Below are 21362 nucleotides of genomic sequence, written 5' to 3' on the forward strand. Positions count from 1 at the left end.
TTCTCCAGCGTTCGGGCTCAACGTTTGAACCAGACGAAGTACGTCATCAGGATGAAGATGCCCAGCAGCATCGCGAAGGCGTAGTGGTAGATGAAGCCCGACTGCAGCCAGCGCACGACGCCGGCCACGCGACCCACCACCTTCCAGGAACCGTTGACGAGCGCGCCGTCGATCAGCGCCTGGTCGCCGCCCTTCCACAGGCCCGTGCCGAGCAGGCGCGCACCGCGGGCGAGGATGTTCTCGTTGATCCAGTCGAGGTAGTACTTGTTCTCGAGCAGGTTGTAGATCGGGCTGAAGGCGCGCTTGATGGCGGCCGGCAGTGCCGGGTTCATCATGTACATGTAGTACGACAGCGCCACGCCGGCCAGTGCCAGCCAGAACGGTGCGGTCTGCAGGCCGTGGATCGCCATGGCGACCGGGCCGTGGAAGGCTTCCTTCAGCTCGCCCATCGCGTGGTGCTTGGCACCGTCGACGAAGATCGCGTCCTTGAAGAAGCTGCCGAACAGCATCGGGTCGATGGTCATGAAGCCGATCACCACCGAGGGGATCGCCAGCAGCACCAGCGGCAGCCAGACCACCATCGGCGATTCGTGCGGCTTGTGGGCGTCGTGGCCATGGCCATGGTCGTCGTGGCCGTGCGCGTCGTGCGCATGGTCGTCGTGGTGTGCGTCCGGGTTCTGGTCGTAGCGTTCCTTGCCGTGGAAGACCAGGAAGTACATGCGGAACGAGTAGAACGCCGTCACGAACACGCCGGCCAGCACCGCGTAGTAGGCGAACTGCGCGCCCCACAGGTGGCTTTCGTGCACGGCCTCGATGATGCTGTCCTTCGAGTAGAAGCCCGAGAAGAACGGCGTGCCGATCAGCGCCAGCGAACCCAGCAGCGAGGTGATCCAGGTGATGGGCATGTACTTGCGCACGCCACCCATCCAGCGGATGTCCTGGTTGTGGTGCATGCCGATGATCACCGAGCCCGCGCCGAGGAACAGCAGCGCCTTGAAGAAGGCGTGCGTCATCAGGTGGAACACCGCGACCGAGTAGGCCGAGGCACCGAGCGCCACCGTCATGTAGCCCAGCTGCGAGAGCGTCGAGTACGCGACCACGCGCTTGATGTCGTTCTGGATGATGCCCAGGAAGCCCATGAACAGCGCGGTGATGGCACCGATCACGAGGATGAAGCTCAGGGCCGTGTCGCTCAGCTCGAACAGCGGCGACATGCGCGCCACCATGAAGATGCCGGCCGTCACCATGGTCGCCGCGTGGATCAGCGCCGAGATGGGGGTCGGGCCTTCCATCGAGTCGGGCAGCCACACGTGCAGCGGGAACTGGGCGCTCTTGCCCATCGCGCCGATGAACAGGCAGATGCAGATCACCGTGATGAGCATCCACTCGGTGCCCGGGAAGGTGATGCCGGCCAGCGTGTGGGCCTTGGCGAAGGCTTCGCCGTAGTTCAGCGTGCCGGCGTAGGCGGCGATCAGGCCGATGCCCAGGATGAAGCCGAAGTCGCCCACGCGGTTGACCAGGAAGGCCTTCATGTTCGCGAAGATGGCCGTGGGCTTGTTGAACCAGAAGCCGATCAGCAGGTACGACACCAGGCCCACCGCCTCCCAGCCGAAGAACAGCTGGAGCATGTTGTTGCTCATGACGAGCATCAGCATCGAGAAGGTGAAGAGCGAGATGTACGAGAAGAAACGGTTGTAGCCGTCGTCTTCTTCCATGTAGCCGATGGTGTAGATGTGAACCATCAGCGACACGAAGGTCACGACGCACATCATCATGGCCGTGAGGCCGTCGACCAGGAAGCCGACTTCCATCTTCAGGCCGCCGACCATCATCCATTCGTAGATGGTCTGGTTGAAGCGGGCACCGTCGACGATGACCGACTTCAGCGTCATCGCCGAGATCACGAAGGCGACGAACACGCCCAGGATGGTCAGCGAATGCGTGACCTTGCGGCCGATGTGGTTGCCGCCGAACTTCGTGCCGAACAGGCCGGCAAGTGCGGCGCCGACCAGGGGTGCCAGCGGCACGGCCAGCAAGGTGGATGCGGAAAGGGTTGCGCTCATACTGCTGTCAACCCTTGAGCGAGTTGAGTTCGTCGACGTTGATGTTGGACTTGTTGCGGAACAACAGGACCAGCAGCGCCAGGCCGATGGCCGATTCGGCCGCCGCCACCGTCAGGATGAAGAACACGAAGATCTGGCCGTGCATGTCGCCCAGGTAGTGCGAGAAGGCCACGAAGTTCATGTTGACCGCCAGCAGCATCAGCTCGATGGCCATCAGCAGCACGATCAGGTTCTTGCGGTTCAGGAAGATGCCGATCACCGACAGCGCGAAGAGCATCGCGCCGAGCGAGAGAAAGTGTCCGAGCGTGAGCGTCATGCCTTGTTTTCCTTTGCAGCGGCATCCGCTGCCGGGGCCTCAACCACCGGCTCGGCCGCACGCGTGACGGGCATCTGCACGATGCGCACGCGGTCGCGCGCCTTCACGCGCACCTGGTCCGACGGGTTGACGTACTTGCTGTCCTTGCGGGTGCGCAGCGTCAGTGCAATGGCGGCAATGATGGCCACCAGCAGGATGACCGCGGCGATTTCCAGCGGGTAGAGGTATTCGGAGTACAGCAGCTTGCCCAGCTCGAGCGTGTTCGAGCTGTTGGGCGAGGTCGTCGCCATGGCGCGCGGGCCTTCGCCCAGGCGGAAGCCGCCCATGAGCACGGCGGCCATTTCGAGCGCGATGAGCGCGCCGATGCCTGCCGCCAGCGGGAAGTGCTTCCAGAAGCCCTCTCGCAGGCCGTCGACGTCGATGTCCAGCATCATCACAACGAACAGGAAGAGCACCATCACGGCGCCGACGTACACCAGCACGAGCGAGATCGCCAGGAACTCGGCGCGCAGCAGCAGCCAGATGGCCGAGGCCTGGAAGAAGGCCAGCACCAGGTACAGCGCGGCGTACACGGGATTGCGGGAGGTGATGACGCGGAAGGCTGCAAACAGCAGCACCGCGGCAAACAGATAGAACAGACCGGTCTTGACGTCCATTGGAATTCGATTGGTACGGGTTTCGAGCGGAGCCGGCTCAGCGGTACTTGGCGTCGGCCGCCTTGTTCGCCGCGATTTCTTTTTCGTAGCGGTCGCCCACGGCCAGCAGCATGTCCTTGGTGAAGTACAGGTCGCCGCGCTTTTCGCCGTGGTATTCGAAGATGTGCGTCTCGACGATCGAGTCGACCGGGCAGCTCTCTTCGCAGAAGCCGCAGAAGATGCACTTGGTCAGGTCGATGTCGTAGCGCGTGGTGCGGCGCGAGCCGTCGTCACGCACGTCGGATTCGATGGTGATCGCCAGCGCGGGGCACACGGCCTCGCACAGCTTGCAGGCGATGCAGCGCTCTTCGCCGTTCTCGTAGCGGCGCAGCGCGTGCAGGCCCCGGAAGCGCGGCGACAGCGGCGTCTTCTCTTCGGGGAACTGGACGGTGATCTTGCGCGCGAAGGCGTACTTGCCCGTGATGGCCAGGCCCTTGAACAGTTCGAACAGCATGAAGCTGCCCAGGAAGTCCTTGAGCGAGAACGGTGCGGAGGCCAGCTTGGAGGTGCGTCCGAGCCCTCCGGCGGTGTGTGAAGCAGTCATGATGTCGTCGCTTCCTGCTTATTTCCAGATGTTGAACGGCGTCTGCATCCAGCCACCGACCACGACCAGCCACACCAGGGTGACGGGAATGAAGATCTTCCAGCCCAGACGCATGATCTGGTCGTAGCGGAAGCGCGGGAACGTCGAGCGCACCCACAGGAACATAGTGACCACGCAGAAGGTCTTCAGGCCCAGCCAGATCCAGCCCGGAATGAAGCTCAGGAACTCGAACGGCGGCAGCCATCCACCGAGGAACAGCACCACGGTCAGGATCGAGACGAGCCACATGTTGGCGTACTCGGCCAGGAAGAACATCGCGAAGCTCATGCCCGAGTACTCGATCATGTGACCGGCCACGATTTCGGATTCGCCTTCCACCACGTCGAACGGGTGGCGGTTGGTTTCGGCCAGGCCCGAGATGAAGTACACGACAAAGATCGGCAGCAGCGGCAGCCAGTTCCACGACAGGAAGCCAATGCCCATGTCTTGGAACATGCCCTTGCCCTGCACCGTCACGATGTCGGACATGTTCAGGCTGCCCGTGACCATCAGCACCACGACGAAGCAGAAGCCCATCGCGATTTCGTAGCTCACCATCTGTGCCGAGGCGCGCAGCGCGCCCAGGAAGGCGTACTTCGAGTTCGAAGCCCAGCCGGCGATGATCACGCCGTACACCTCGAGCGAGGTGATGGCCATCACGAACAGCAGGCCGGCATTGATGTTGGCCAGCGCCACGTCGGGGCCGAAGGGAATCACGGCCCATGCGGCCAGCGCCGGCATGATGGTCATGATGGGACCGAGCAGGAACAGGCCCTTGTTGGCGACCGTCGGAAGGATGATTTCCTTGGTCATCAGCTTGAGCGCGTCCGCGATCGGCTGCAGCAGGCCCAGCGGCCCGATGCGGTTCGGGCCCACGCGGATCTGCGTGAAGCCGATGGCCTTGCGTTCCCACAGCGTGAGGTACGCCACGGCCAGCATCAGCGGGATCACGACGACGATGATCTTGATCAGCGTCCAGACCACGGGCCAGACGACGGACGTCCACCAGCCTGCGGCGACCAGCCCCTGGCCGAAGCCATGAATTGCGTCGATCATGCCAGGGCCTCCTCGGCACGAGCGGGTACGGCCTGTGCGCTGTTGCGCGCGTCGGCGGTCAGCTGCAGCGACGGTGCGCGGCGCACGATCGAGTCGAGCTGGTAGATGCTCGCGACCACGGGCGCGGCCACGGCGCCGCTGGCCGCGACGGCCTTGGCGATGGTGGCGTTGCTCAGCGCGTTCGCCGGCACGGTGCCCTTGTCACCGACGGTGGCCAGCACCTCGGCGGTCGATTCGAAGGCGAAGCCCGGCAGGCCGAGCAGATTCGCCAGCACGCGCAGCACCTTCCACGCCGGACGCGTTTCGCCTTGCGGCTTCACGACGGCATGGAAACCCTGCACGCGGCCTTCGGCATTGACGAAGGTGCCCGGCGTTTCGGTGAACGGGGCGATGGGCAGCAGCACGTCGCTGAATTCGAGGTTGGCCTTGAAGGGGCTCAGCGTGACCACCATCTGCGCATTGCCGATGACATCGGCGGCGGCAGCACCGGCGGCCGAGTCGAACACCGGTTCGGTGTTCAGCAGCAGCACGGCCTTGAGGCCGGAGCCGGCGGCGAGCATGCGGCCGGCATCGAGGCCGCCGTTCTGCGGGAAGGCACCAACGAGCTGTGCGCCCACGGTGTTGCCGGCTTCGGTCAGGTAGCCGACGGTGGCGCCGGTCTGTGCGCCGATCCAGTTCGCGAGGGCCAGCAGGCTGCTGGCTTGTGCGTGGTGCGCGGCGGCATTGCCGAGCAGGATCGCCTTGCGCTCGCCGCTCAGCAGCGAGGCTGCGATGGCTTGCGCGGTAGCGTCAGGTGCGCTCTTCGGTGCCAGCGGCGCGGTAGCGCCGTTGGTCTGGCCGATGGCAGCAGCCACGGCGGCCAGCGCCTCGACCCACTGGTCGGCTTCGACGATCGATGCTTGCGCCACGTCGATGGCCCAGGCACCGCGGTCGGCCATGAGGCTGGACGAGGTGATCACCGACAGCGCGGCGCCCTTGCGCACGGCCTGGCGGATGCGCTGCGCGAACAGCGGGTGTTCCTTGCGCAGGTTCGAACCGACGACCAGCGCGCGCTGCACTTGCGTGAGCGAGGCGATGGACGTGCCGAGCCAGCGCACGCCTTCGAAGGCCGTGAATTCGGCGTTGCGCAGGCGGTAGTCGATGTTGTCGCTGCCGAGTTCACGCGTGAGCATGGCGGCGAGCTGCAGCTCTTCGAGCGTGCTGTGCGGGCTGACCAGCGTGCCGATGCTTTGCGCACCATGGTCGGTCTTGATCTGCTTGAGGCCGTTGGCAACGTACTCGAGCGCCGTCTGCCAGTCGACCTGCTGCCATTGGCCGCCCTGCTTCAGCATGGGCTGCGTCAGGCGTTCGGTGCCGTTGAGCGCTTCGTACGAGAAGCGGTCGCGGTCGGCGATCCAGCATTCGTTGACGTCTTCGTTCTCCAGCGGCACCACGCGCATCACGCGGTTGTTCTTGACCTGGACGATCAGGTTGGCGCCGGTGGAATCGTGCGGGCTCACCGACTTGCGGCGCGACAGTTCCCAGGTGCGGGCGCTGTAGCGGAACGGCTTGCTCGTGAGCGCGCCGACCGGGCAGATGTCGATCATGTTGCCCGACAGCTCGGAGTCGACCGAGTCGCCCAGGAAGGTTTCGATTTCGGAGTGCTCGCCGCGGTGCGACATGCCGAGCTCCATCACGCCGGCCACTTCCTGACCGAAACGGACGCAGCGCGTGCAATGGATGCAGCGGCTCATTTCTTCCATGCTGATCAGCGGGCCGACGTCCTTGTGGAACACGACGCGTTTTTCTTCTTCGTAGCGCGAAGAAGAACCGCCGTAGCCGACGGCCAGGTCCTGCAGCTGGCACTCGCCGCCCTGGTCGCAGATGGGGCAATCCAGCGGGTGGTTGATCAGCAGGAACTCCATGACGGACTGCTGGGCCTTGATGGCCTTGTCGCTCTTGGTGCGAACGATCATGCCCTGCGTGACGGGCGTGGCGCAGGCCGGCATCGGCTTGGGCGCCTTTTCCACGTCGACCAGGCACATGCGGCAGTTGGCCGCGATGCTGAGTTTCTTGTGATAGCAGAAGTGCGGGATGTAGGTGCCCGCCTTTTCGGCAGCATGCATCACCATGCTGCCTTCGGTCACTTCGACCTTCTTGCCGTCGAGTTCGATTTCGATCATGTCTGTGTTTCTTCTCGCACTCAGGCCTTGACGGGCGCCGTCGGGACGTGACCCGGGATCAGGGCCTCGAACTCATGGCGGAAGTGCTTGATCATGGCGCGCACGGGCATGGCTGCCGCATCGCCGAGCGCACAGATGGTGCGGCCCATGATGTCGCCGGCCACGGAGTCCAGCAGCTGCATGTCGCTGGGCTTGCCCTGGCCGTTGTGGATGCGGTCCACCACGCGGTAGAGCCAACCCGTGCCTTCGCGGCAGGGGGTGCACTGGCCGCAGGACTCGTGCATGTAGAAGTACGAGAGGCGCTTGAGCGACTCGACCATCGACCGCGTGTCGTCCATGACGATCACGGCGCCCGAACCGAGCATGGAGCCGGCCTTGGCGATCGAGTCGTAGTCCATGGTGCAGGCCATCATGATGTCGGCCGGCAGCACCGGCGACGATGAGCCGCCGGGGATCACGGCCTTGAGCGTGCGGCCCTTGCGCACGCCGCCGGCCAGCTCGAGCAGCTTGGAGAACGGCGTGCCCATCGGCACTTCGTAGTTGCCGGGCAGCTCGACGTCACCGCTCACCGAGTAGATCTTGGTGCCGCCGTTGTTCGGCTTGCCGCACTCGAGGTAGGCCTGGCCGCCGTTGCGGATGATCCAGGGCACCGCCGCGAAGGTCTCGGTGTTGTTGATGGTGGTCGGCTTGCCGTACAGGCCGAAGCTGGCCGGGAACGGCGGCTTGAAGCGCGGCTGGCCCTTCTTGCCTTCGAGCGATTCGAGCAGCGCGGTTTCTTCGCCGCAGATGTAGGCACCGAAGCCGTGGGCGGCGTGCAACTGGAAGTTGTACGTGCTGCCCATGATCTTGTCGCCGAGATAACCGGCGGCGCGCGCCTCTTCGAGGGCGGCCTCGAAGCGGTCGTAGCTCTGGAAGATCTCGCCGTGGATGTAGTTGTAGCCCACGCTGATGCCCATCGCATACGCGGCGATGGCCATGCCTTCGATCACGATGTGCGGGTTGAACTGCAGGATGTCGCGGTCCTTGCACGTGCCGGGCTCGCCTTCGTCCGAATTGCAGACGAGGTACTTCTGGCCCGGGAACTGGCGGGGCATGAAGCTCCACTTCAGGCCGGTCGGGAAACCCGCACCGCCACGGCCGCGCAGGCCCGAGGCCTTCACTTCGGCGATCACCTGGTCGGGCGTGAGGCCCTCGGTGAGGATCTTGCGCAGCGCCTGGTAGCCGCCGCGCGCTTCGTAGTCGGCCAGGTGCCAGTTGGTGCCGTCCAGGCCTGCATAGATCTGAGCGCCGATGTGGCGGTCATGGAAGCAGGTCTGGACACCGGTGGCCTGGAATTGCGAGAGAACCTGTTCGGGCGTCATCACGAAGCCTCCCCTGGCTTGGCATTGCGCAAACCGTCGATGAGCTGGTCGAGCTTGTCGTTGCTCATGAAGCTGCACATGGTGCGGTCGTTGACCAGCATCACGGGCGAATCGGCGCAGGCGCCCAGGCATTCGCTCTGCTGCAGCGTGAACAGGCCGTCGGCCGTGGTCTCGCCCATCTTGATGCCGAGCTTCTTCTCGAGGTGCTCGAGCGCGGTGACGCCGTCGCGCAGCTGGCACGGCAGGTTGGTGCATACGTTGAGCTTGAACTTGCCCACCGGATGCTGGTTGTACATGTTGTAGAAGGTCGTCACTTCGTGCACGGCGATGGGCGCCATGCCGAGGTAGGCGGCGATCTCGCGCTCGCGCTGCACGCTCACGAAGCCTTCGTCCTGCTGGACGATGGCCAGGCAAGCCATCACGGCCGACTGCTTGCCGGCTTCGGGGTACTTCGCGACCTCGCGCGCAAAGCGCTCGAGGATGGCGGCCTTCAGCGGCGCCGAGGGCGCCGCGTCATGGTGATGGGTTGAGGAAGTCGTCATTCGCTCTTTCTCACCTGTCGATTTCGCCGAACACGATGTCCATCGTGCCGATCACCGCGACAGCGTCGGCGATCATGTGGCCGCGCGACATTTCGTCGAGGGCAGCGAGGTGCGGGAAGCCCGGGGCGCGGATCTTCAGGCGGTACGGCTTGTTGGCGCCGTCGCTCACGAGGTAGATGCCGAACTCGCCCTTGGGGTGCTCGACGGCGGCATACGCTTCGCCTTCGGGCACGTGGAAGCCTTCGGTGAAGAGCTTGAAATGGTGGATCAGCTCCTCCATGTTCGCCTTCATCGATTCGCGCGCGGGCGCGGCGACCTTGTGGTTGCTGGTGATCACCGGGCCGGGGTTGGCGCGCAGCCAAACCGAGCACTGCTGGATGATCTTGTTGGCCTGGCGCATTTCTTCCACGCGAACCAGGTAGCGGTCGTAGCAGTCGCCGGTCTTGCCCACGGGCACGTCGAACTGCATCTGGTCGTAGACGTCGTAGGGCTGCTTCTTGCGCAGGTCCCATTCGACGCCCGAGCCGCGCAGCATCGGGCCGGTGAAGCCCAGGTTCAGCGCGCGCTCCGGCGTGACCACGCCGATGCCCACAGTGCGCTGCTTCCAGATGCGGTTGTCGGTGAGCAGCGTCTCGTACTCGTCGACCATCTTCGGGAAGCGCTTGCAGAAGTCGTCGATGAAGTCCAGCAGCGAGCCCTGGCGGTTCTCGTTGAGCTTCTCGATGGCCTTCGCATTCTTGATCTTGCTGACCTTGTACTGCGGCATCGAATCTGGCAGGTCGCGGTAGACGCCACCCGGACGGAAGTACGCTGCATGCATGCGCGCGCCGGACACGGCTTCGTACATGTCGAACAGGTCTTCACGCTCGCGGAAGCAGTAGATGAGCATGTTCATCGCACCGCAATCGAGACCGTGCGCGCCGAGCCACAGCAGGTGGTTCAGCAGGCGGGTGATCTCGGCGAACATCACGCGGATGTACTGCGCGCGAATCGGCACATCCAGACCCATCATCCGCTCGATGGCGAGGCAGTAGGCGTGTTCGTTGGACATCATCGACACGTAGTCGAGGCGGTCCATGTAGGGCAGCGACTGGATGAAGGTGCGCGATTCGGCGAGCTTCTCGGTCGCACGGTGCAGCAGGCCGATGTGGGGGTCGGCACGCTGGATCACTTCGCCGTCCAGCTCGAGCACCAGGCGCAGCACGCCGTGTGCTGCGGGGTGCTGCGGACCGAAGTTGAGTGTGTAGTTCTTGATTTCGGCCATATCTGTCAGTGCAAACCGCCGCCGTAGTTGTCTTCGCGGATCACGCGCGGCGTGATTTCGCGCGGCTCGATCGAGACCGGCTGGTAGACCACACGCTTCTGCTCTTCGTCGTAACGCATTTCGACGTGACCCGACACCGGGAAGTCCTTGCGGAACGGATGACCGATGAAGCCGTAGTCGGTCAGGATGCGACGCAGGTCGTCGTGGCCGTCGAACACGATGCCGTACAGGTCGAAGGCTTCGCGCTCGAACCACGTGGCAGCGCTCCAGACGGGCTGGAGCGAGTCGATCACGGGCAGGTCTTCGCTGGTCGCGAACACCTTCAGGCGCACGCGCTGGTTGAGACTCACAGAAAGCAGGTGCGAGACGACGCCGTAGCGTTCGCCCTGCCACTCGCCTTCGCGGTAGTCGGAATAGTCCATGCCGCACAGGTCGATCAGCTGTTCGAAACGGCAACCGGGCGCATCGCGCAGCAGCAGCGCCGCATCGATGTAGTCGGCAGCGCTGACCACGACGGTCACTTCTTCGAGCGCGATCGTCACGCTCTTGGCCTTGGCGCCGAGCGTCTCGGCGATGGTGGCGCGCAGCACCTCCGGCGAAATTGCAAAGTCAGTCATCGTCGGCAATCTCTCAGGCGCGGGCAATGGTGTTGGTGCGGCGAATCTTCTGCTGCAGCTGGATCACGCCGTACAGCAATGCTTCAGCGGTGGGCGGGCAACCCGGCACATAGACATCGACCGGCACGATGCGGTCGCAGCCACGCACCACGGAATAGCTGTAGTGGTAGTAACCGCCGCCGTTCGCGCAGGAGCCCATCGAGAGCACCCAGCGCGGCTCGGGCATCTGGTCGTAGACCTTGCGCAGCGCCGGCGCCATCTTGTTGCACAGCGTGCCGGCCACGATCATCAGATCGGACTGGCGCGGGCTGGGGCGGAACAGCATGCCAAAACGATCGATGTCGTAGCGGGCAGCGCCCGCGTGCATCATTTCGACCGCGCAGCATGCGAGGCCGAACGTCATCGGCCAGAGAGATCCGGTCTTCGCCCAGTTCACAACCGAGTCGTAGGTCGTGGTGACGAAGCCTTCTTTGAGAACGCCTTCAATGGCCATCGTGTAGCTTCCTTGTCATTCCCAGTCGAGCGCGCCTTTTTTCCACTCGTAGACGAAACCCACGACGAGGATGGCGAGAAAGATCATCATGGCCCAGAAGCCAACAGCGCCGATTTCCTTGAGCGCAATGGCCCACGGAAAGAGAAAGGCAATCTCGAGATCGAAGAGGATGAAGAGAATCGCGACGAGGTAATAGCGCACGTCGAATTTCATGCGCGCATCCTCGAAGGCTTCGAAGCCGCACTCGTAGGGCGCATTCTTCGCAGCGTCGGGCCGATTGGGCCCGAGGATGTATCCGATGACTTGCGGGGCGACGCCTACGCCGACCCCGACCAAAATGAACAAAAGGACGGGAAGGTAGGAATCGAGGTTCATCGAGAAATTTTCACCGCTTGCCACCGACAGAAGAGCCTCTGGATAGAGTTCTTCTGCCGGTGAGATTTGGTGCGGTCGGCGAGACTCGAACTCGCACAGCTTTCGCCACTACCCCCTCAAGATAGCGTGTCTACCAATTTCACCACGACCGCGGTTTTTAACTGTCCAGATGGCATGAGGTGCCGTTGAGGCATTTGGCTTTCTGAACAGATTTAGAGTTTACCCTGAAATGAAGCCGTTTCTCACGAACGGCTGCATGAAAACAACCTGATTACTTGGTCGGAATCTGGCCGGAGCCCGAAACGGGTGCAGCAGGCGCCGAAGCGGCCTTGGCAGGTGCTGCTGCTGCAGCGGGGATTTCGCCCGCAGCGCCAGTCGCAGGCGCGGCCGGTGCAGCAGGCGCACCCACGGCTGCGCGCTCGAGCAGGCTGCCACCGCCCGCAGGACGTGCGTGGCTGAAGTAGGCCAGCAGCAGCGTGCAGGCAAAGAACACCGCAGCCAGCACGGCCGTGGTGCGCGAAAGGAAGTTGGCACTGCCGCTGGCGCCGAACAGGCTGCCTGCACTGCCGCTGCCGAAGGCCGCACCCATGTCGGCACCCTTGCCGTGCTGGATCAGGATCAGGCCGATCATTGCCAGCGCCGCCAGCATTTGCACGCCGACCAGAAGATTGAGGACCACGTTCATTCGTTCTTACTCCTAAGTGATGGCTGCCGTTGCCGCGATCAGCGTGCAGCGGCAGAAATGATCTGCAGAAAGTCGGGCGCCTTGAGCGAGGCGCCGCCGATGAGGCCGCCGTCGATGTCGGCCTGCGCCAGCAGTTCGGCGGCATTCGCCGCGTTCATGCTGCCGCCGTACAGAATCTTGATGCCCGCGGCGTGTTCGCTCGCGGCATGGTGCAGTTGCGCACGCAGCACGGCATGCACCGCCTGCGCCTGCTCCGGCGAAGCCGTCTTGCCCGTGCCGATGGCCCAGACCGGCTCGTAGGCCACGACGATCTCGCTGATGCAGTGGCCGTTCACATGGATCACCGCAGCCAGCTGGCGCTTGACGATCTCTTCGGTCTGCCCTGCTTCGCGCTCTGCCAGCGTCTCGCCGACACAGACGATCGGCGTGATGCCGTTCGCCAACGCAGCCGCCGTCTTGGCCGCCACGGCATCGTCGGTTTCGCCGTGGTACTGGCGACGCTCCGAATGGCCCACGATCGCATAGCGCACGCCGAAGTCCTTCAGCATGGCCGCCGACTGCTCGCCGGTGAACGCACCTTGCGGGTGCGCCGAAATGTCCTGCGCACCGAGGGCCAGCGACGGCGTGCCCGCCAGCAGCGATTGCAGCTGGGCGAAGTACGGCGCAGGCGCGCACAGTGCAACGCCGCAAGCCGCGGGGCTGTCGGCCAGCCCTTGCTGCAGGGCCTTCACCAGCGCCTCGTTGGCGGCCAGGCCGCCATTCATCTTCCAGTTGCCGGCAATCAGTTTCTTGAAGGTTGTCATCGCGTTGTTCGTCTCACCAAGTCAGCACGATCTTGCCGATGTGCTGGTTCGATTCCATCAGGGTGTGAGCCTGGGCCGCGCCGCTGGGCTCACCTGCTGCCGCATAGGTGCTGTGGATCACGGGCCTGACCGCGCCGCTTTCGAGCAGCGGCCAGACCTTTTCGCGCAGCGCCTTGGCGATGGCACCCTTGAACGCCACCGGCCGCGGACGCAGCGTCGAGCCAGTGATCGTGAGCCGACGACGCAGCACGAGGCCCGCGTTGATCTCGCTCTTCACACCGCCCTGCACCGCAATGATCACCAGCCGGCCGTCTTCGGCCAGGCACTCGACCTCGCGCGCCACGTAGTCGCCGGCCACCATGTCGAGCACCACGTCCACGCCCTTGCCGCCCGTGAGCTGCTTCGCCACTTCGACGAAATCGCTCGTGCGGTAGTTGATCGCGTGGTCGGCGCCGAGTTTCAGGCAGGCTTCGCACTTGTCGTCGCTGCCGGCCGTGACGATCACGGTCGCACCGAGCGCCTTGGCGATCTGGATCGCCGTGACGCCAATGCCGCTGGAGCCGCCCTGGATCAGCAGGGTCTCGCCCTTCTGCAGGCGGCCGCGCTCGAACACATTGCTCCAGACGGTGAAGAAGGTCTCGGGCAGCGAGGCCGCCTCGATGTCGCTCCAGCCCTTGGGCACCGGCAGGCATTGCGCCACGGGCGCCACGCACAGCTCGGCATAGCCGCCACCGGCGACCAGCGCACACACGCGGTCGCCGACCTTGAAGCCCGCGTCGGCCAGCGCCTTGGCGTCGCCCGAGACGATCTCGCCGGCCACTTCGAGGCCCGGCAGGTCGGAGGCGCCGGGCGGCACGGGGTAGTGCCCCATCCGCTGCAGCACGTCCGGGCGATTCACGCCGCTGGCCGCCACGCGGATCAGCAGCTCACCCTCGCCCGCCACCGGGTCGGGACGCACAGCGACGCGCAGCACCTCGGGGGCGCCGTACGAAGTGATCTCAATGGCTTTCATGGGGGTCTCCGAGGCTCGGATGCCCGCACGGGGCGGGCATCACCACTGTCCACGCGAGAGGCGACGGCACGGGCCGTCGCGCCTCACTGCTTACTCCTGCGGTTCGCGCGGCGCTTGCTGCTGCGACTCGCCGGCGGGCTGCTGTTGCTGCTCACCGCGGGGCTGTTGCTGCTGGTCGTTGAAGCGCGGTGCGCGCTCGCCACGATCGCCGCCGCGGTCACCGCGGTCGCCACGGTCCGAACGCTCGCGGCGGTCGCCGCCACGGTCGCCGCGATCACCACGGTCTTCGCGCGGCGGGCGCTCGCTGTATTCCAGGCCGGCCGGACGCTCGGTCAGGGCCTTCATGGACAGCTTGACGCGGCCCTTTTCGTCGGTCTCGAGAACCTTGACCTTCACGATCTGGCCTTCGCTCAGGTAGTCGGTCACCTTCTCGACGCGCTCGTGCGCGATCTGGCTGATGTGCAGCAGGCCGTCCTTGCCGGGCAGCAGGTTGACCAGCGCACCGAAGTCCAGGATCTTGGTGATCGGGCCTTCGTAGACCTTGCCGATTTCGACTTCGGCGGTGATCTGCTCGATGCGCTTCTTGGCGAATTCGGCCTTTTCCGGATCGGTCGAGGCGATGGTGATGGTGCCGTCTTCGTCGATGTTGATCGTCGTGCCGGTTTCTTCCTGCAGGCCACGGATGACCGCGCCGCCCTTGCCGATCACGTCGCGGATCTTCTCGGGGTTGATCTTCAGCGTGGTCAGGCGCGGTGCGAACTGCGACACGTCGGCCTTGGCCTCGCCCATCGCTTCTTGCATCTTGCCCAGGATGTGCATGCGCGCTTCCTTGGCCTGCGCCAATGCAACCTGCATGATTTCCTTGGTGATGCCCTGGATCTTGATGTCCATCTGCAGCGCGGTGATGCCGTTGGTCGTACCGGCCACCTTGAAGTCCATGTCGCCCAGGTGATCTTCGTCGCCCAGGATGTCGGTCAGCACTGCGAAGCGGTTGTCTTCCTTGATCAGGCCCATGGCGATGCCGGCCACGTGTGCCTTCATGGGCACGCCGGCGTCCATCATCGAGAGGCAGCCGCCGCAGACCGAAGCCATCGACGAGGAGCCGTTCGACTCGGTGATTTCCGACACCACGCGGATGGTGTACGGGAATTCTTCCTTGGTCGGCAGCACGGCGACGAGCGCGCGCTTGGCCAGGCGGCCGTGGCCCACTTCGCGGCGCTTGGTGGAACCCATGCGGCCCACTTCACCGGTGGCGAAGGGAGGCATGTTGTAGTGGAACAGGAAGCGGTCTTCGTACTCGCCGGCCAGCGCATCGATGCGCTGTGCGTCGCGCTCGGTGCCGAGCGTGGTGACGACCAGGCCCTGCGTCTCGCCGCGCGTGAACAGCGCCGAGCCGTGGGTGCGGGGCAGCACGGAGTTGCGGATTTCGATGGGGCGCACGGTGCGCGTGTCGCGGCCGTCGATGCGCGGCTCGCCTTGCAGGATCTGGCCGCGCACGATGCGCGACTCGATCGCGAACAGCAGGTCGCTGACCTTGCCGGCGTCGAACTCGGCGCCTTCGGCCTTCAGGGCCGTGAAGACGCTGGCATTGGCTTCGCGCAGGGCTTGCGTGCGGGCTTGCTTGCTGCGGATTTGATAGACAGCGCGCAGCTTTTCTTCGGCCAGGCCGTTGATCTTGGCGATGAAGTCTTCGTCCTTGGCTTCCGGCACCCAGGTGCCTTCCTTGAGCCATTCCGGCTTGCCGGCGTCGCGCACGAGGTCGTGGATCGCGTTGATCGCGATGTTGGCTTGCTCGTGACCGAACACCACGCCACCCAGCATGATTTCTTCGCTGAGTTGCTGGGCTTCGGATTCGACCATCAGCACGGCGGCTTGCGTGCCGGCGACAACGAGGTCCATCTGCGAATCCTTGCGGGCGGTGGGGCCCGGATTCAGCACGTACTGGCCGTTGATGTAGCCCACGCGGGCGGCACCGATCGGGCCGCTGAACGGGATGCCGGAGATCGACAGCGCGGCGCTCACGCCGATCATGGCGGCGATGTCGGCGTCGACTTCAGGGTTCAGCGACACGGTGTGGATCACCACGTGCACTTCGTTCAGGAAACCTTCGGGGAACAGCGGGCGGATCGGACGGTCGATCAGGCGGCTGGTCAGGGTTTCGTGTTCGCTGGGCTTGGCTTCACGCTTGAAGAAGCTGCCGGGGATCTTGCCCGCGGCGTAGGTCTTCTCGATGTAGTCGACGGTCAGCGGGAAGAAGTCTTGACCCGGCTTGGCGGTCTTGGAGGCGACCACGGTCGCCAGGATCACGGTGCCGTCGATGTCGACCAGCACGGCGCCGGTCGCCTGGCGGGCGATTTCACCCGTTTCCATGACGACGGTCTTGTCGCCCCATTGGAAGGACTTGGTGATTTTGTTGAAGAGGCTCATTGTTGCTCCTATTTTGATAGCGAATCACACAGGATTCGCAAGGGGCGGAGGCTGCTCAGAACACGATGCCATTCCAGCGAAGCTCGGGACGAACTTCATTGGAATGACACAGCTTCGCTCTGTTGGGCACTCCGAAAGTGGATCGCGAAGTAAAAAACGCCTGAGCTAGCGGACTAACCCAGGCGTTTTTTCATGCGATTCGAATTACTTGCGCAGACCCAGCTTGGCGATCAGCGCGGTGTAACGCTCGGCGTCCTTGGACTTGAGGTAGTCGAGCAGCTTGCGACGGCGGCTGACCATGCGCAGCAGGCCGCGACGACCGTGGTGGTCCTTGGCGTGCGTCTTGAAGTGGGGAGTCAGCTCGTTGATACGGGCGGTCAGCAGTGCGACTTGCACTTCGGGGCTGCCGGTGTCGTTGGCTGCACGGGCGTTGTCCTTGACAACTTCGGCCTTGATGGAGGCTGCGATCATGTTGAATTTCCTTGTTCCGGGATGTTTGACTTGCGGTGAGCACTGGAACTGCCCTCACCGTGCGCCTTGCGGCATGCAAAGCTTTGGGAGTATACATCGGCCGGCTTGACCGCTCCCTCCCGCCGCCTTCCGTCAAGCGAAACCAGCCCCACCGCCCCCAGCACGCAGGCGGCTCCGGCGACCTGGGCCCACCCCACGGCCTCCCCGAGCCACCATGCGGCCAGAACCAGCGCCGACACCGGCATCAGCGCCGTGAACAGCGCCGCCTCGGCGCCCCGCAGCCGGGCGGCGCCCGCGTACCAGAGCAGGAAACCCGCCACCGTCGGCACCAGCGCGTAGTAGGCCACCCCGGCCAGCGCCTCGGCGGGCACCGGCTGAAGCCAGGCGCGCTCCAGCAGCGCGGGAACGACGGACAGCAGCAGCCCCAGCGCGACCATCGCCGTCGATTGCACGAGCGGCGCCAGCGGCACGCGCAGCCGCTTGTTGAGCAGGATGAACAGCGACTCGAGCGCCACCGCCCCCAGCACCAGCAGGTTGCCGAGCAGCGCGGTCGACGTGCGCTCGCCGCCCTCATCGCCCGGACGCAGCGTGATCGCCAGCACGCCCAGGCTCGCGAGCACGATCCCGCCCACCAGATAGCGCCCCGGCCGCTCGCGCAGCGCCAGCACAGCGACCAACGCAGCCATGGCCGGCAGCGTGCCGGTCACCACGCCCGCATCGGCGGCCGGCGCCCAGCGCACGCCCAGGATCAGCAGCACCGTGTAGCCGACGCTGCCCGCCGCCGCCTGGCACAGCAGCAGCACGGCGTCGTGGCGGTCCGGGCGCGGCCAGCGGGCGTGCATGAACCCCATGAGCGCCACGAACACCGGCAGCGCCAGCGCAAAGCGCAGCGCGGTCGCCGTGAACGGCGGCAGGCCGCTGGCGATGAGCTTGCTCGCGACCACCGTGCTTCCGACCGTGACCATCGCGAGCGCGCACAGCCACATTCCCTTGCTTCGTTCCGACATCCTGATCGCCTTCCGTTTTGCAGAAAGCGCGAGCGTCTCCCGCCAGGGGCGCGGCGGTCTTGAACGAAATTGCAGGAATCGAGCTAGCCCGCCGCCGCGTACGCCCCGGGCGTGAAGCCCAGGAAGCGCACGAAGGCCCGCGTCATGTGGCTCTGGTCAGAGAAGCCTGCACCGGCTGCGGCATCGGCCAGCGCCCTGCCCTGCGCGATCAGCTGACGGGCGCGCGACAGCCGGCATTGCTGCAGCCAGGCATGCGGCGGCAGCCCGAAGGCGGCAGCAAAGCCGCGCAGCAGTTGGTAGCGGCTCAGGCCGGCCTCACGCGCCAGCTCAGCGAGCGTGGGCGCATGGATGCAGTCGTCGGCGATGCGTGCGCGCGCACGTTCCATCGCTGCCGGCGCCACACGCCGTGGCGACTCAGGAGCCCGCGCGCCAGGCGCATCGCGCAGCAGCTGCAGCACGCCCTGCTCCAGCGCCAGCGCGTCGTCGCCTTCGACGACGGCCGCGAACAACCGGTCGAAGCCCCGCCGCAGCGCCGGATCGCTCAGCACCGGCCGCGTCAGCTCGAACCCCGGCGACACGCCCTCCGACAGCAGCGCAGGCGCCAGATGCAGCATGCGCCAGGCCCGCGCTTCACCGCGCATCGCGACACCATCGTGCACCTCGCCCGGATTGACTGTGATGACATCGCCGCGCACCGCCTCGACCGCGCCGCGCCCGCTGGCCGAGCGCTGTCCGCCGCGGTCCATCACGCCGATGCCGAACACGTCGTGCATGTGGCGCGGAAAGCTGCGCTTCGATTCGGCCGCGATCGCCTGCAGGCCCGGCAGCGCCGAGCCGCGGATGCGCACGGCATCGACGGGCGCGGAGCTCGATGCCATGCCGAAAAGCCTCAGCCCTGCTGCTTGGCCAGCCAGCCGCGCAGCCGCTCGACGCCCTGCACCAGCCGCTGCGGGTCTTTCGACGCGAAGCACCAGCGCAGCCAGCCCTGCGCCTCGGGCGCGAAGGCGTTGCCCGGCGCGAGCCCCAGGCCCGCTTCGGCGACGAGGCGCTTGGCGAGTTCGAGCGAATCGCCGAAACCTTCGAGCCGGAAGAAGGCGTACATGCCGCCCTTGGCCGGCGCCACCTGCACGCCCGGCACGGCTGCCAACAGCGGCACCAGCGTGTCGCGGCATTGCTTCAGGTGCGCGACCACGCGCGGCGTGATGTCGGCCGTGTGCTCGAGCGCGGCGATGGCGGCACGCTGCGTGAACACGCTGGCGCACGAGGTGTTGAACTCGATCAGCTTGCCGATGCCGTCGACCATCGCCGGCGGCAGCACCAGCCAGCCGAGGCGCCAGCCGGTCATGAGGAAGCTCTTCGAGAAGCTGTGCGTGACGACGAGGCGGTCGTCCGGCGTCGAGATGTCGAGAAAGCTCGGCGCACAGCCGTTTGGCGTGGGCTCGAAGTACAGGCGCTCGTACACCTCGTCGGCCAGGATCCAGGTGCCGGTCTGGCGGCAGTGGTCGAGCACGGCCTGCTGCTCGTCCCGCGTCATCGTCCAGCCCGTGGGGTTGTTCGGCGCGTTGACGATCAGCAGCTTCGTCTTCGGCGTGACCGCGGCGCGCAAAGCAGGCAGGTCGAGCGTCCACTGGCCGTTCACCGGCACCAGCGGCACGGTGCGCACCTGCGCGCCCATGATCGCCGGCTGCGCCGTGAGGTTGGGCCACACGGGCGTGACGGCGACCACGTCGTCGCCCGCGTCGACCAGCGCCTGCACCGCGAGCATCAGCGCGCTCACGCCGCCCGAGGTGACGGCGATGCGCGAAGCATCGACCGTCGGGTGCAGGCGGCTGGTGTGGCGCGCGATGGCTTCGCGCAGTTCGGGCAGGCCGAGGTTGTGCGCATAGAAGGTTTCGCCGCGCTGCAGCGACTCGATGGCCGCCTGGCGGATCACCTCGGGAGTGACCTCGTCGCTCTCGCCAAACCAGAAGGCAAGCACGTCGTCGCGGCCCATGCCGGCATTGGCGACTTCGCGGATCTTCGAGGCTTCGAGGTGGTGGATGGCTTCACGCATGTCTGGGGGTTCCTGTGCTGTCGGGTGTCGTCTGCCTCAAGGGCGCTTCATCTTGCAGGACGTGGGCTGCTCGGCGCGTTCGGGCGCGATCGTCTTGATCACGCGGAAGCCGTAGCCCGAGCCCTCGACGTCGAACTGCACGCCGGGCTTGCCCTGCTTGTCCATCACGCCCACCACGAGCTGCTGCTGGAACTGGTGGTCGGCCGCGCGCATGCGGCCACGCTGGCCGTACAGGCTCACGTCGGCCTGCTCCAGCGCGCGCGCCAGCGGCACGGCCTCGGTGCTGCCCGCGCGTTCCAGCGCCTGCGCGAGCGACTCGACCAGCAGCTGCATGCGCATGTGCACGTAGTCGTCGGCCGGGCGCGGAAAGCGCGTGCGGAAGGCGCGGTAGAAGGCTTCGGACTGCGGCGTCTGCACGTTCGGCAGCCAGTCGGCCACGGCGACCACGCGGCCGATGCCCGCGTCGCCGATGGCGGCCGGCGCGCCCAGCGCATTGCCGTAGAAGGTGTAGAAGCTGCCGTTGAAGCCGGCTTCGCGCGCGGCCTTCACGAGCAGCGTGAGGTCGTTGCCCCAGTTGCCGGTGACCACCGCCTGCGCGCCGCTGGCGAGGATCTTGGTGGCGTAGGGCGCGAAGTCCTTCACCTTGCCCATCGGGTGCAGTTCGTCGCCGACGATCTCCACGTCGGGGCGCTGCACGCCCAGCTGGCGGCGCGACTCGCGCAGCACGGCCTGGCCGAAGCTGTAGTCCTGGCCGATCAGGTAGACGCGCTTGAGCGCCGCGTCGTCCTTGACCACGTCCATCAGCGCGGCCACGCGCATGTCGGCGTGGGCGTCGAAGCGGAAGTGCCAGAAGCTGCAGCGCTCGTTGGTCAGCACCGGATCGACCGCCGAGTAGTTCAGGAAGATCGCGCGCCGCGACGGGTCGCGCTCGTTGTTCTTGTCGATGGCATCGATCAGCGCCGCGGCCGTCACCGACGAGTTGCCCTGCAGCACGATGCGGGTGCCGTCGTCCATGGCCGCGCGCAGCGCCGACAGCGCCTCTTCGTTCTGGCCCTTGCTGTCGTAGCGGTCCAGTTGCAGCGGCCGCGCGCCGCCCGGCAGCTTCACGCCGCCGCGCGCGTTCACGCGCTCCACGGCCCACTGCAGGTTGCGGAACACGGCCTCGCCGGTGTTGGCAAACGGGCCACTCATGCTCTCGATGAGCGCCAGCCGGATGGGGGCGGGTTGCGGGGCCTGGGCCAGGCCGGCGAACGGGGTCGCGCATAGCGCCGCCGCTGCGAATTTCAAGGCCTGGCGGCGCCAAATAAAGGGGGTTTTCATTGTCTTGAAACGCGTGCCGATGCGCCTAGATGAGGTGTCAAGCGGCACTCACGATGG

General features: G+C 65.7%; 20 protein-coding genes, 1 tRNA gene and 1 pseudogene. All 22 read right to left on the minus strand.

The features are described 5' to 3' along the window. Window positions 1-17: 17 nt before the first annotated feature. The 22 genes and pseudogenes from nuoL to FFI97_RS02290 all read right to left on the minus strand — a co-directional run bounded on the left by nuoL (window position 18) and on the right by FFI97_RS02290 (window position 21305). Complete coding sequence (nuoL, locus tag FFI97_RS02185) at window positions 18-2063, minus strand: NADH-quinone oxidoreductase subunit L (RefSeq protein ID WP_095746056.1); 2046 nt, start codon at window positions 2061-2063, stop codon at window positions 18-20. 7 nt (window positions 2064-2070) lie between these two features. Next, window positions 2071-2379, minus strand: a complete 309-nt coding sequence (nuoK, locus tag FFI97_RS02190) for an NADH-quinone oxidoreductase subunit NuoK (RefSeq protein WP_007837741.1) — start codon at window positions 2377-2379, stop codon at window positions 2071-2073. Next, a complete protein-coding gene (locus FFI97_RS02195) occupies window positions 2376-3035 on the minus strand; it encodes an NADH-quinone oxidoreductase subunit J (RefSeq protein ID WP_062475392.1) in 660 nt (219 codons plus the stop codon). The genes nuoK and FFI97_RS02195 overlap by 4 nt, the downstream gene beginning before the upstream one ends. Before the next feature lie 37 nt (window positions 3036-3072). Beyond that, window positions 3073-3618 carry an NADH-quinone oxidoreductase subunit NuoI gene (gene nuoI / locus FFI97_RS02200; protein WP_062475395.1) on the minus strand — a complete coding sequence of 182 codons (546 nt, stop codon included), beginning with the start codon at window positions 3616-3618 and terminating at the stop codon, window positions 3073-3075. Window positions 3619-3636: 18 nt separating this feature from the next. Continuing rightward, the gene (gene nuoH, locus FFI97_RS02205) at window positions 3637-4713 is read right to left on the minus strand and encodes an NADH-quinone oxidoreductase subunit NuoH (protein WP_095949076.1); all 1077 of its coding nucleotides are present in this window, start codon (window positions 4711-4713) and stop codon (window positions 3637-3639) included. Next, window positions 4710-6875, minus strand: coding sequence for an NADH-quinone oxidoreductase subunit NuoG (nuoG, locus tag FFI97_RS02210; protein WP_139702806.1), 2166 nt, complete (start codon window positions 6873-6875; stop codon window positions 4710-4712). Before nuoG ends, nuoH begins: the two co-directional genes overlap by 4 nt. Before the next feature lie 20 nt (window positions 6876-6895). Beyond that, entirely contained in the window at window positions 6896-8236 is a 1341-nt protein-coding gene (gene nuoF, locus FFI97_RS02215; RefSeq protein ID WP_070063112.1) for an NADH-quinone oxidoreductase subunit NuoF, read from the minus strand. Beyond that, window positions 8236-8778: an NADH-quinone oxidoreductase subunit NuoE gene (gene nuoE, locus FFI97_RS02220; RefSeq protein WP_139702807.1), complete on the minus strand. Its 543-nt coding sequence runs from the start codon at window positions 8776-8778 to the stop codon at window positions 8236-8238. Before nuoE ends, nuoF begins: the two co-directional genes overlap by 1 nt. Window positions 8779-8788: 10 nt before the next feature. Then, window positions 8789-10042 carry an NADH-quinone oxidoreductase subunit D gene (locus tag FFI97_RS02225; protein ID WP_139702808.1) on the minus strand — a complete coding sequence of 418 codons (1254 nt, stop codon included), beginning with the start codon at window positions 10040-10042 and terminating at the stop codon, window positions 8789-8791. Window positions 10043-10047: 5 nt separating this feature from the next. Beyond that, window positions 10048-10659, minus strand: coding sequence for an NADH-quinone oxidoreductase subunit C (locus tag FFI97_RS02230; protein WP_062475411.1), 612 nt, complete (start codon window positions 10657-10659; stop codon window positions 10048-10050). 13 nt (window positions 10660-10672) lie between these two features. Continuing rightward, on the minus strand, window positions 10673-11152 hold the full coding sequence (locus FFI97_RS02235) for a NuoB/complex I 20 kDa subunit family protein (protein ID WP_007837763.1): 480 nt from the start codon (window positions 11150-11152) through the stop codon (window positions 10673-10675). Between the two features lie 15 nt (window positions 11153-11167). Next, window positions 11168-11527 (minus strand): NADH-quinone oxidoreductase subunit A, encoded by a 360-nt coding sequence (locus tag FFI97_RS02240; RefSeq protein ID WP_055805154.1) that lies wholly within the window; start codon window positions 11525-11527, stop codon window positions 11168-11170. 67 nt (window positions 11528-11594) lie between these two features. Further along, window positions 11595-11679 (minus strand) — tRNA-Leu (locus FFI97_RS02245). Window positions 11680-11798: 119 nt separating this feature from the next. Further along, window positions 11799-12212 (minus strand): preprotein translocase subunit SecG, encoded by a 414-nt coding sequence (gene secG, locus FFI97_RS02250; protein WP_139702809.1) that lies wholly within the window; start codon window positions 12210-12212, stop codon window positions 11799-11801. 38 nt (window positions 12213-12250) lie between these two features. Further along, complete coding sequence (tpiA, locus tag FFI97_RS02255) at window positions 12251-13015, minus strand: triose-phosphate isomerase (RefSeq protein WP_139702810.1); 765 nt, start codon at window positions 13013-13015, stop codon at window positions 12251-12253. Between the two features lie 13 nt (window positions 13016-13028). Then, window positions 13029-14027 (minus strand): NAD(P)H-quinone oxidoreductase, encoded by a 999-nt coding sequence (locus tag FFI97_RS02260; protein ID WP_139702811.1) that lies wholly within the window; start codon window positions 14025-14027, stop codon window positions 13029-13031. Between the two features lie 90 nt (window positions 14028-14117). Further along, the gene (pnp, locus tag FFI97_RS02265) at window positions 14118-16454 is read right to left on the minus strand and encodes a polyribonucleotide nucleotidyltransferase (protein WP_139702812.1); all 2337 of its coding nucleotides are present in this window, start codon (window positions 16452-16454) and stop codon (window positions 14118-14120) included. A gap of 204 nt (window positions 16455-16658) precedes the next feature. Continuing rightward, the gene (gene rpsO, locus FFI97_RS02270) at window positions 16659-16925 is read right to left on the minus strand and encodes a 30S ribosomal protein S15 (RefSeq protein WP_056579564.1); all 267 of its coding nucleotides are present in this window, start codon (window positions 16923-16925) and stop codon (window positions 16659-16661) included. Further along, the gene (locus FFI97_RS02275; protein WP_139702813.1) at window positions 16922-17932 is read right to left on the minus strand and encodes a DMT family transporter; all 1011 of its coding nucleotides are present in this window, start codon (window positions 17930-17932) and stop codon (window positions 16922-16924) included. Before FFI97_RS02275 ends, rpsO begins: the two co-directional genes overlap by 4 nt. 83 nt (window positions 17933-18015) lie before the next feature. After that, window positions 18016-18810: an AraC family transcriptional regulator gene (locus FFI97_RS02280; protein WP_139702814.1), complete on the minus strand. Its 795-nt coding sequence runs from the start codon at window positions 18808-18810 to the stop codon at window positions 18016-18018. Between the two features lie 11 nt (window positions 18811-18821). Next, window positions 18822-19991 (minus strand): annotated as a pseudogene (locus FFI97_RS02285) (pyridoxal phosphate-dependent aminotransferase); the annotation flags it as partial. A gap of 30 nt (window positions 19992-20021) precedes the next feature. Further along, complete coding sequence (locus tag FFI97_RS02290) at window positions 20022-21305, minus strand: branched-chain amino acid ABC transporter substrate-binding protein (RefSeq protein ID WP_139702816.1); 1284 nt, start codon at window positions 21303-21305, stop codon at window positions 20022-20024. Window positions 21306-21362 lie beyond the last annotated feature (57 nt).

It is taken from the genome of Variovorax sp. KBS0712, from assembly GCF_006323185.2.
Lineage (GTDB): Bacteria > Pseudomonadota > Gammaproteobacteria > Burkholderiales > Burkholderiaceae_C > Variovorax > Variovorax boronicumulans.

Coding starts and splice junctions, on each gene's coding strand:
- nuoL (WP_095746056.1), bottom strand. CDS start 2,063: ATGAGCGCAACCCTTTCCGCATCCACCTTGCTGGCCGTGCCGCTGGCA.
- nuoK (WP_007837741.1), bottom strand. CDS start 2,379: ATGACGCTCACGCTCGGACACTTTCTCTCGCTCGGCGCGATGCTCTTC.
- FFI97_RS02195 (WP_062475392.1), bottom strand. CDS start 3,035: ATGGACGTCAAGACCGGTCTGTTCTATCTGTTTGCCGCGGTGCTGCTG.
- nuoI (WP_062475395.1), bottom strand. CDS start 3,618: ATGACTGCTTCACACACCGCCGGAGGGCTCGGACGCACCTCCAAGCTG.
- nuoH (WP_095949076.1), bottom strand. CDS start 4,713: ATGATCGACGCAATTCATGGCTTCGGCCAGGGGCTGGTCGCCGCAGGC.
- nuoG (WP_139702806.1), bottom strand. CDS start 6,875: ATGATCGAAATCGAACTCGACGGCAAGAAGGTCGAAGTGACCGAAGGC.
- nuoF (WP_070063112.1), bottom strand. CDS start 8,236: ATGACGCCCGAACAGGTTCTCTCGCAATTCCAGGCCACCGGTGTCCAG.
- nuoE (WP_139702807.1), bottom strand. CDS start 8,778: ATGACGACTTCCTCAACCCATCACCATGACGCGGCGCCCTCGGCGCCG.
- FFI97_RS02225 (WP_139702808.1), bottom strand. CDS start 10,042: ATGGCCGAAATCAAGAACTACACACTCAACTTCGGTCCGCAGCACCCC.
- FFI97_RS02230 (WP_062475411.1), bottom strand. CDS start 10,659: ATGACTGACTTTGCAATTTCGCCGGAGGTGCTGCGCGCCACCATCGCC.
- FFI97_RS02235 (WP_007837763.1), bottom strand. CDS start 11,152: ATGGCCATTGAAGGCGTTCTCAAAGAAGGCTTCGTCACCACGACCTAC.
- FFI97_RS02240 (WP_055805154.1), bottom strand. CDS start 11,527: ATGAACCTCGATTCCTACCTTCCCGTCCTTTTGTTCATTTTGGTCGGG.
- secG (WP_139702809.1), bottom strand. CDS start 12,212: ATGAACGTGGTCCTCAATCTTCTGGTCGGCGTGCAAATGCTGGCGGCG.
- tpiA (WP_139702810.1), bottom strand. CDS start 13,015: ATGACAACCTTCAAGAAACTGATTGCCGGCAACTGGAAGATGAATGGC.
- FFI97_RS02260 (WP_139702811.1), bottom strand. CDS start 14,027: ATGAAAGCCATTGAGATCACTTCGTACGGCGCCCCCGAGGTGCTGCGC.
- pnp (WP_139702812.1), bottom strand. CDS start 16,454: ATGAGCCTCTTCAACAAAATCACCAAGTCCTTCCAATGGGGCGACAAG.
- rpsO (WP_056579564.1), bottom strand. CDS start 16,925: ATGATCGCAGCCTCCATCAAGGCCGAAGTTGTCAAGGACAACGCCCGT.
- FFI97_RS02275 (WP_139702813.1), bottom strand. CDS start 17,932: ATGTCGGAACGAAGCAAGGGAATGTGGCTGTGCGCGCTCGCGATGGTC.
- FFI97_RS02280 (WP_139702814.1), bottom strand. CDS start 18,810: ATGGCATCGAGCTCCGCGCCCGTCGATGCCGTGCGCATCCGCGGCTCG.
- FFI97_RS02290 (WP_139702816.1), bottom strand. CDS start 21,305: ATGAAAACCCCCTTTATTTGGCGCCGCCAGGCCTTGAAATTCGCAGCG.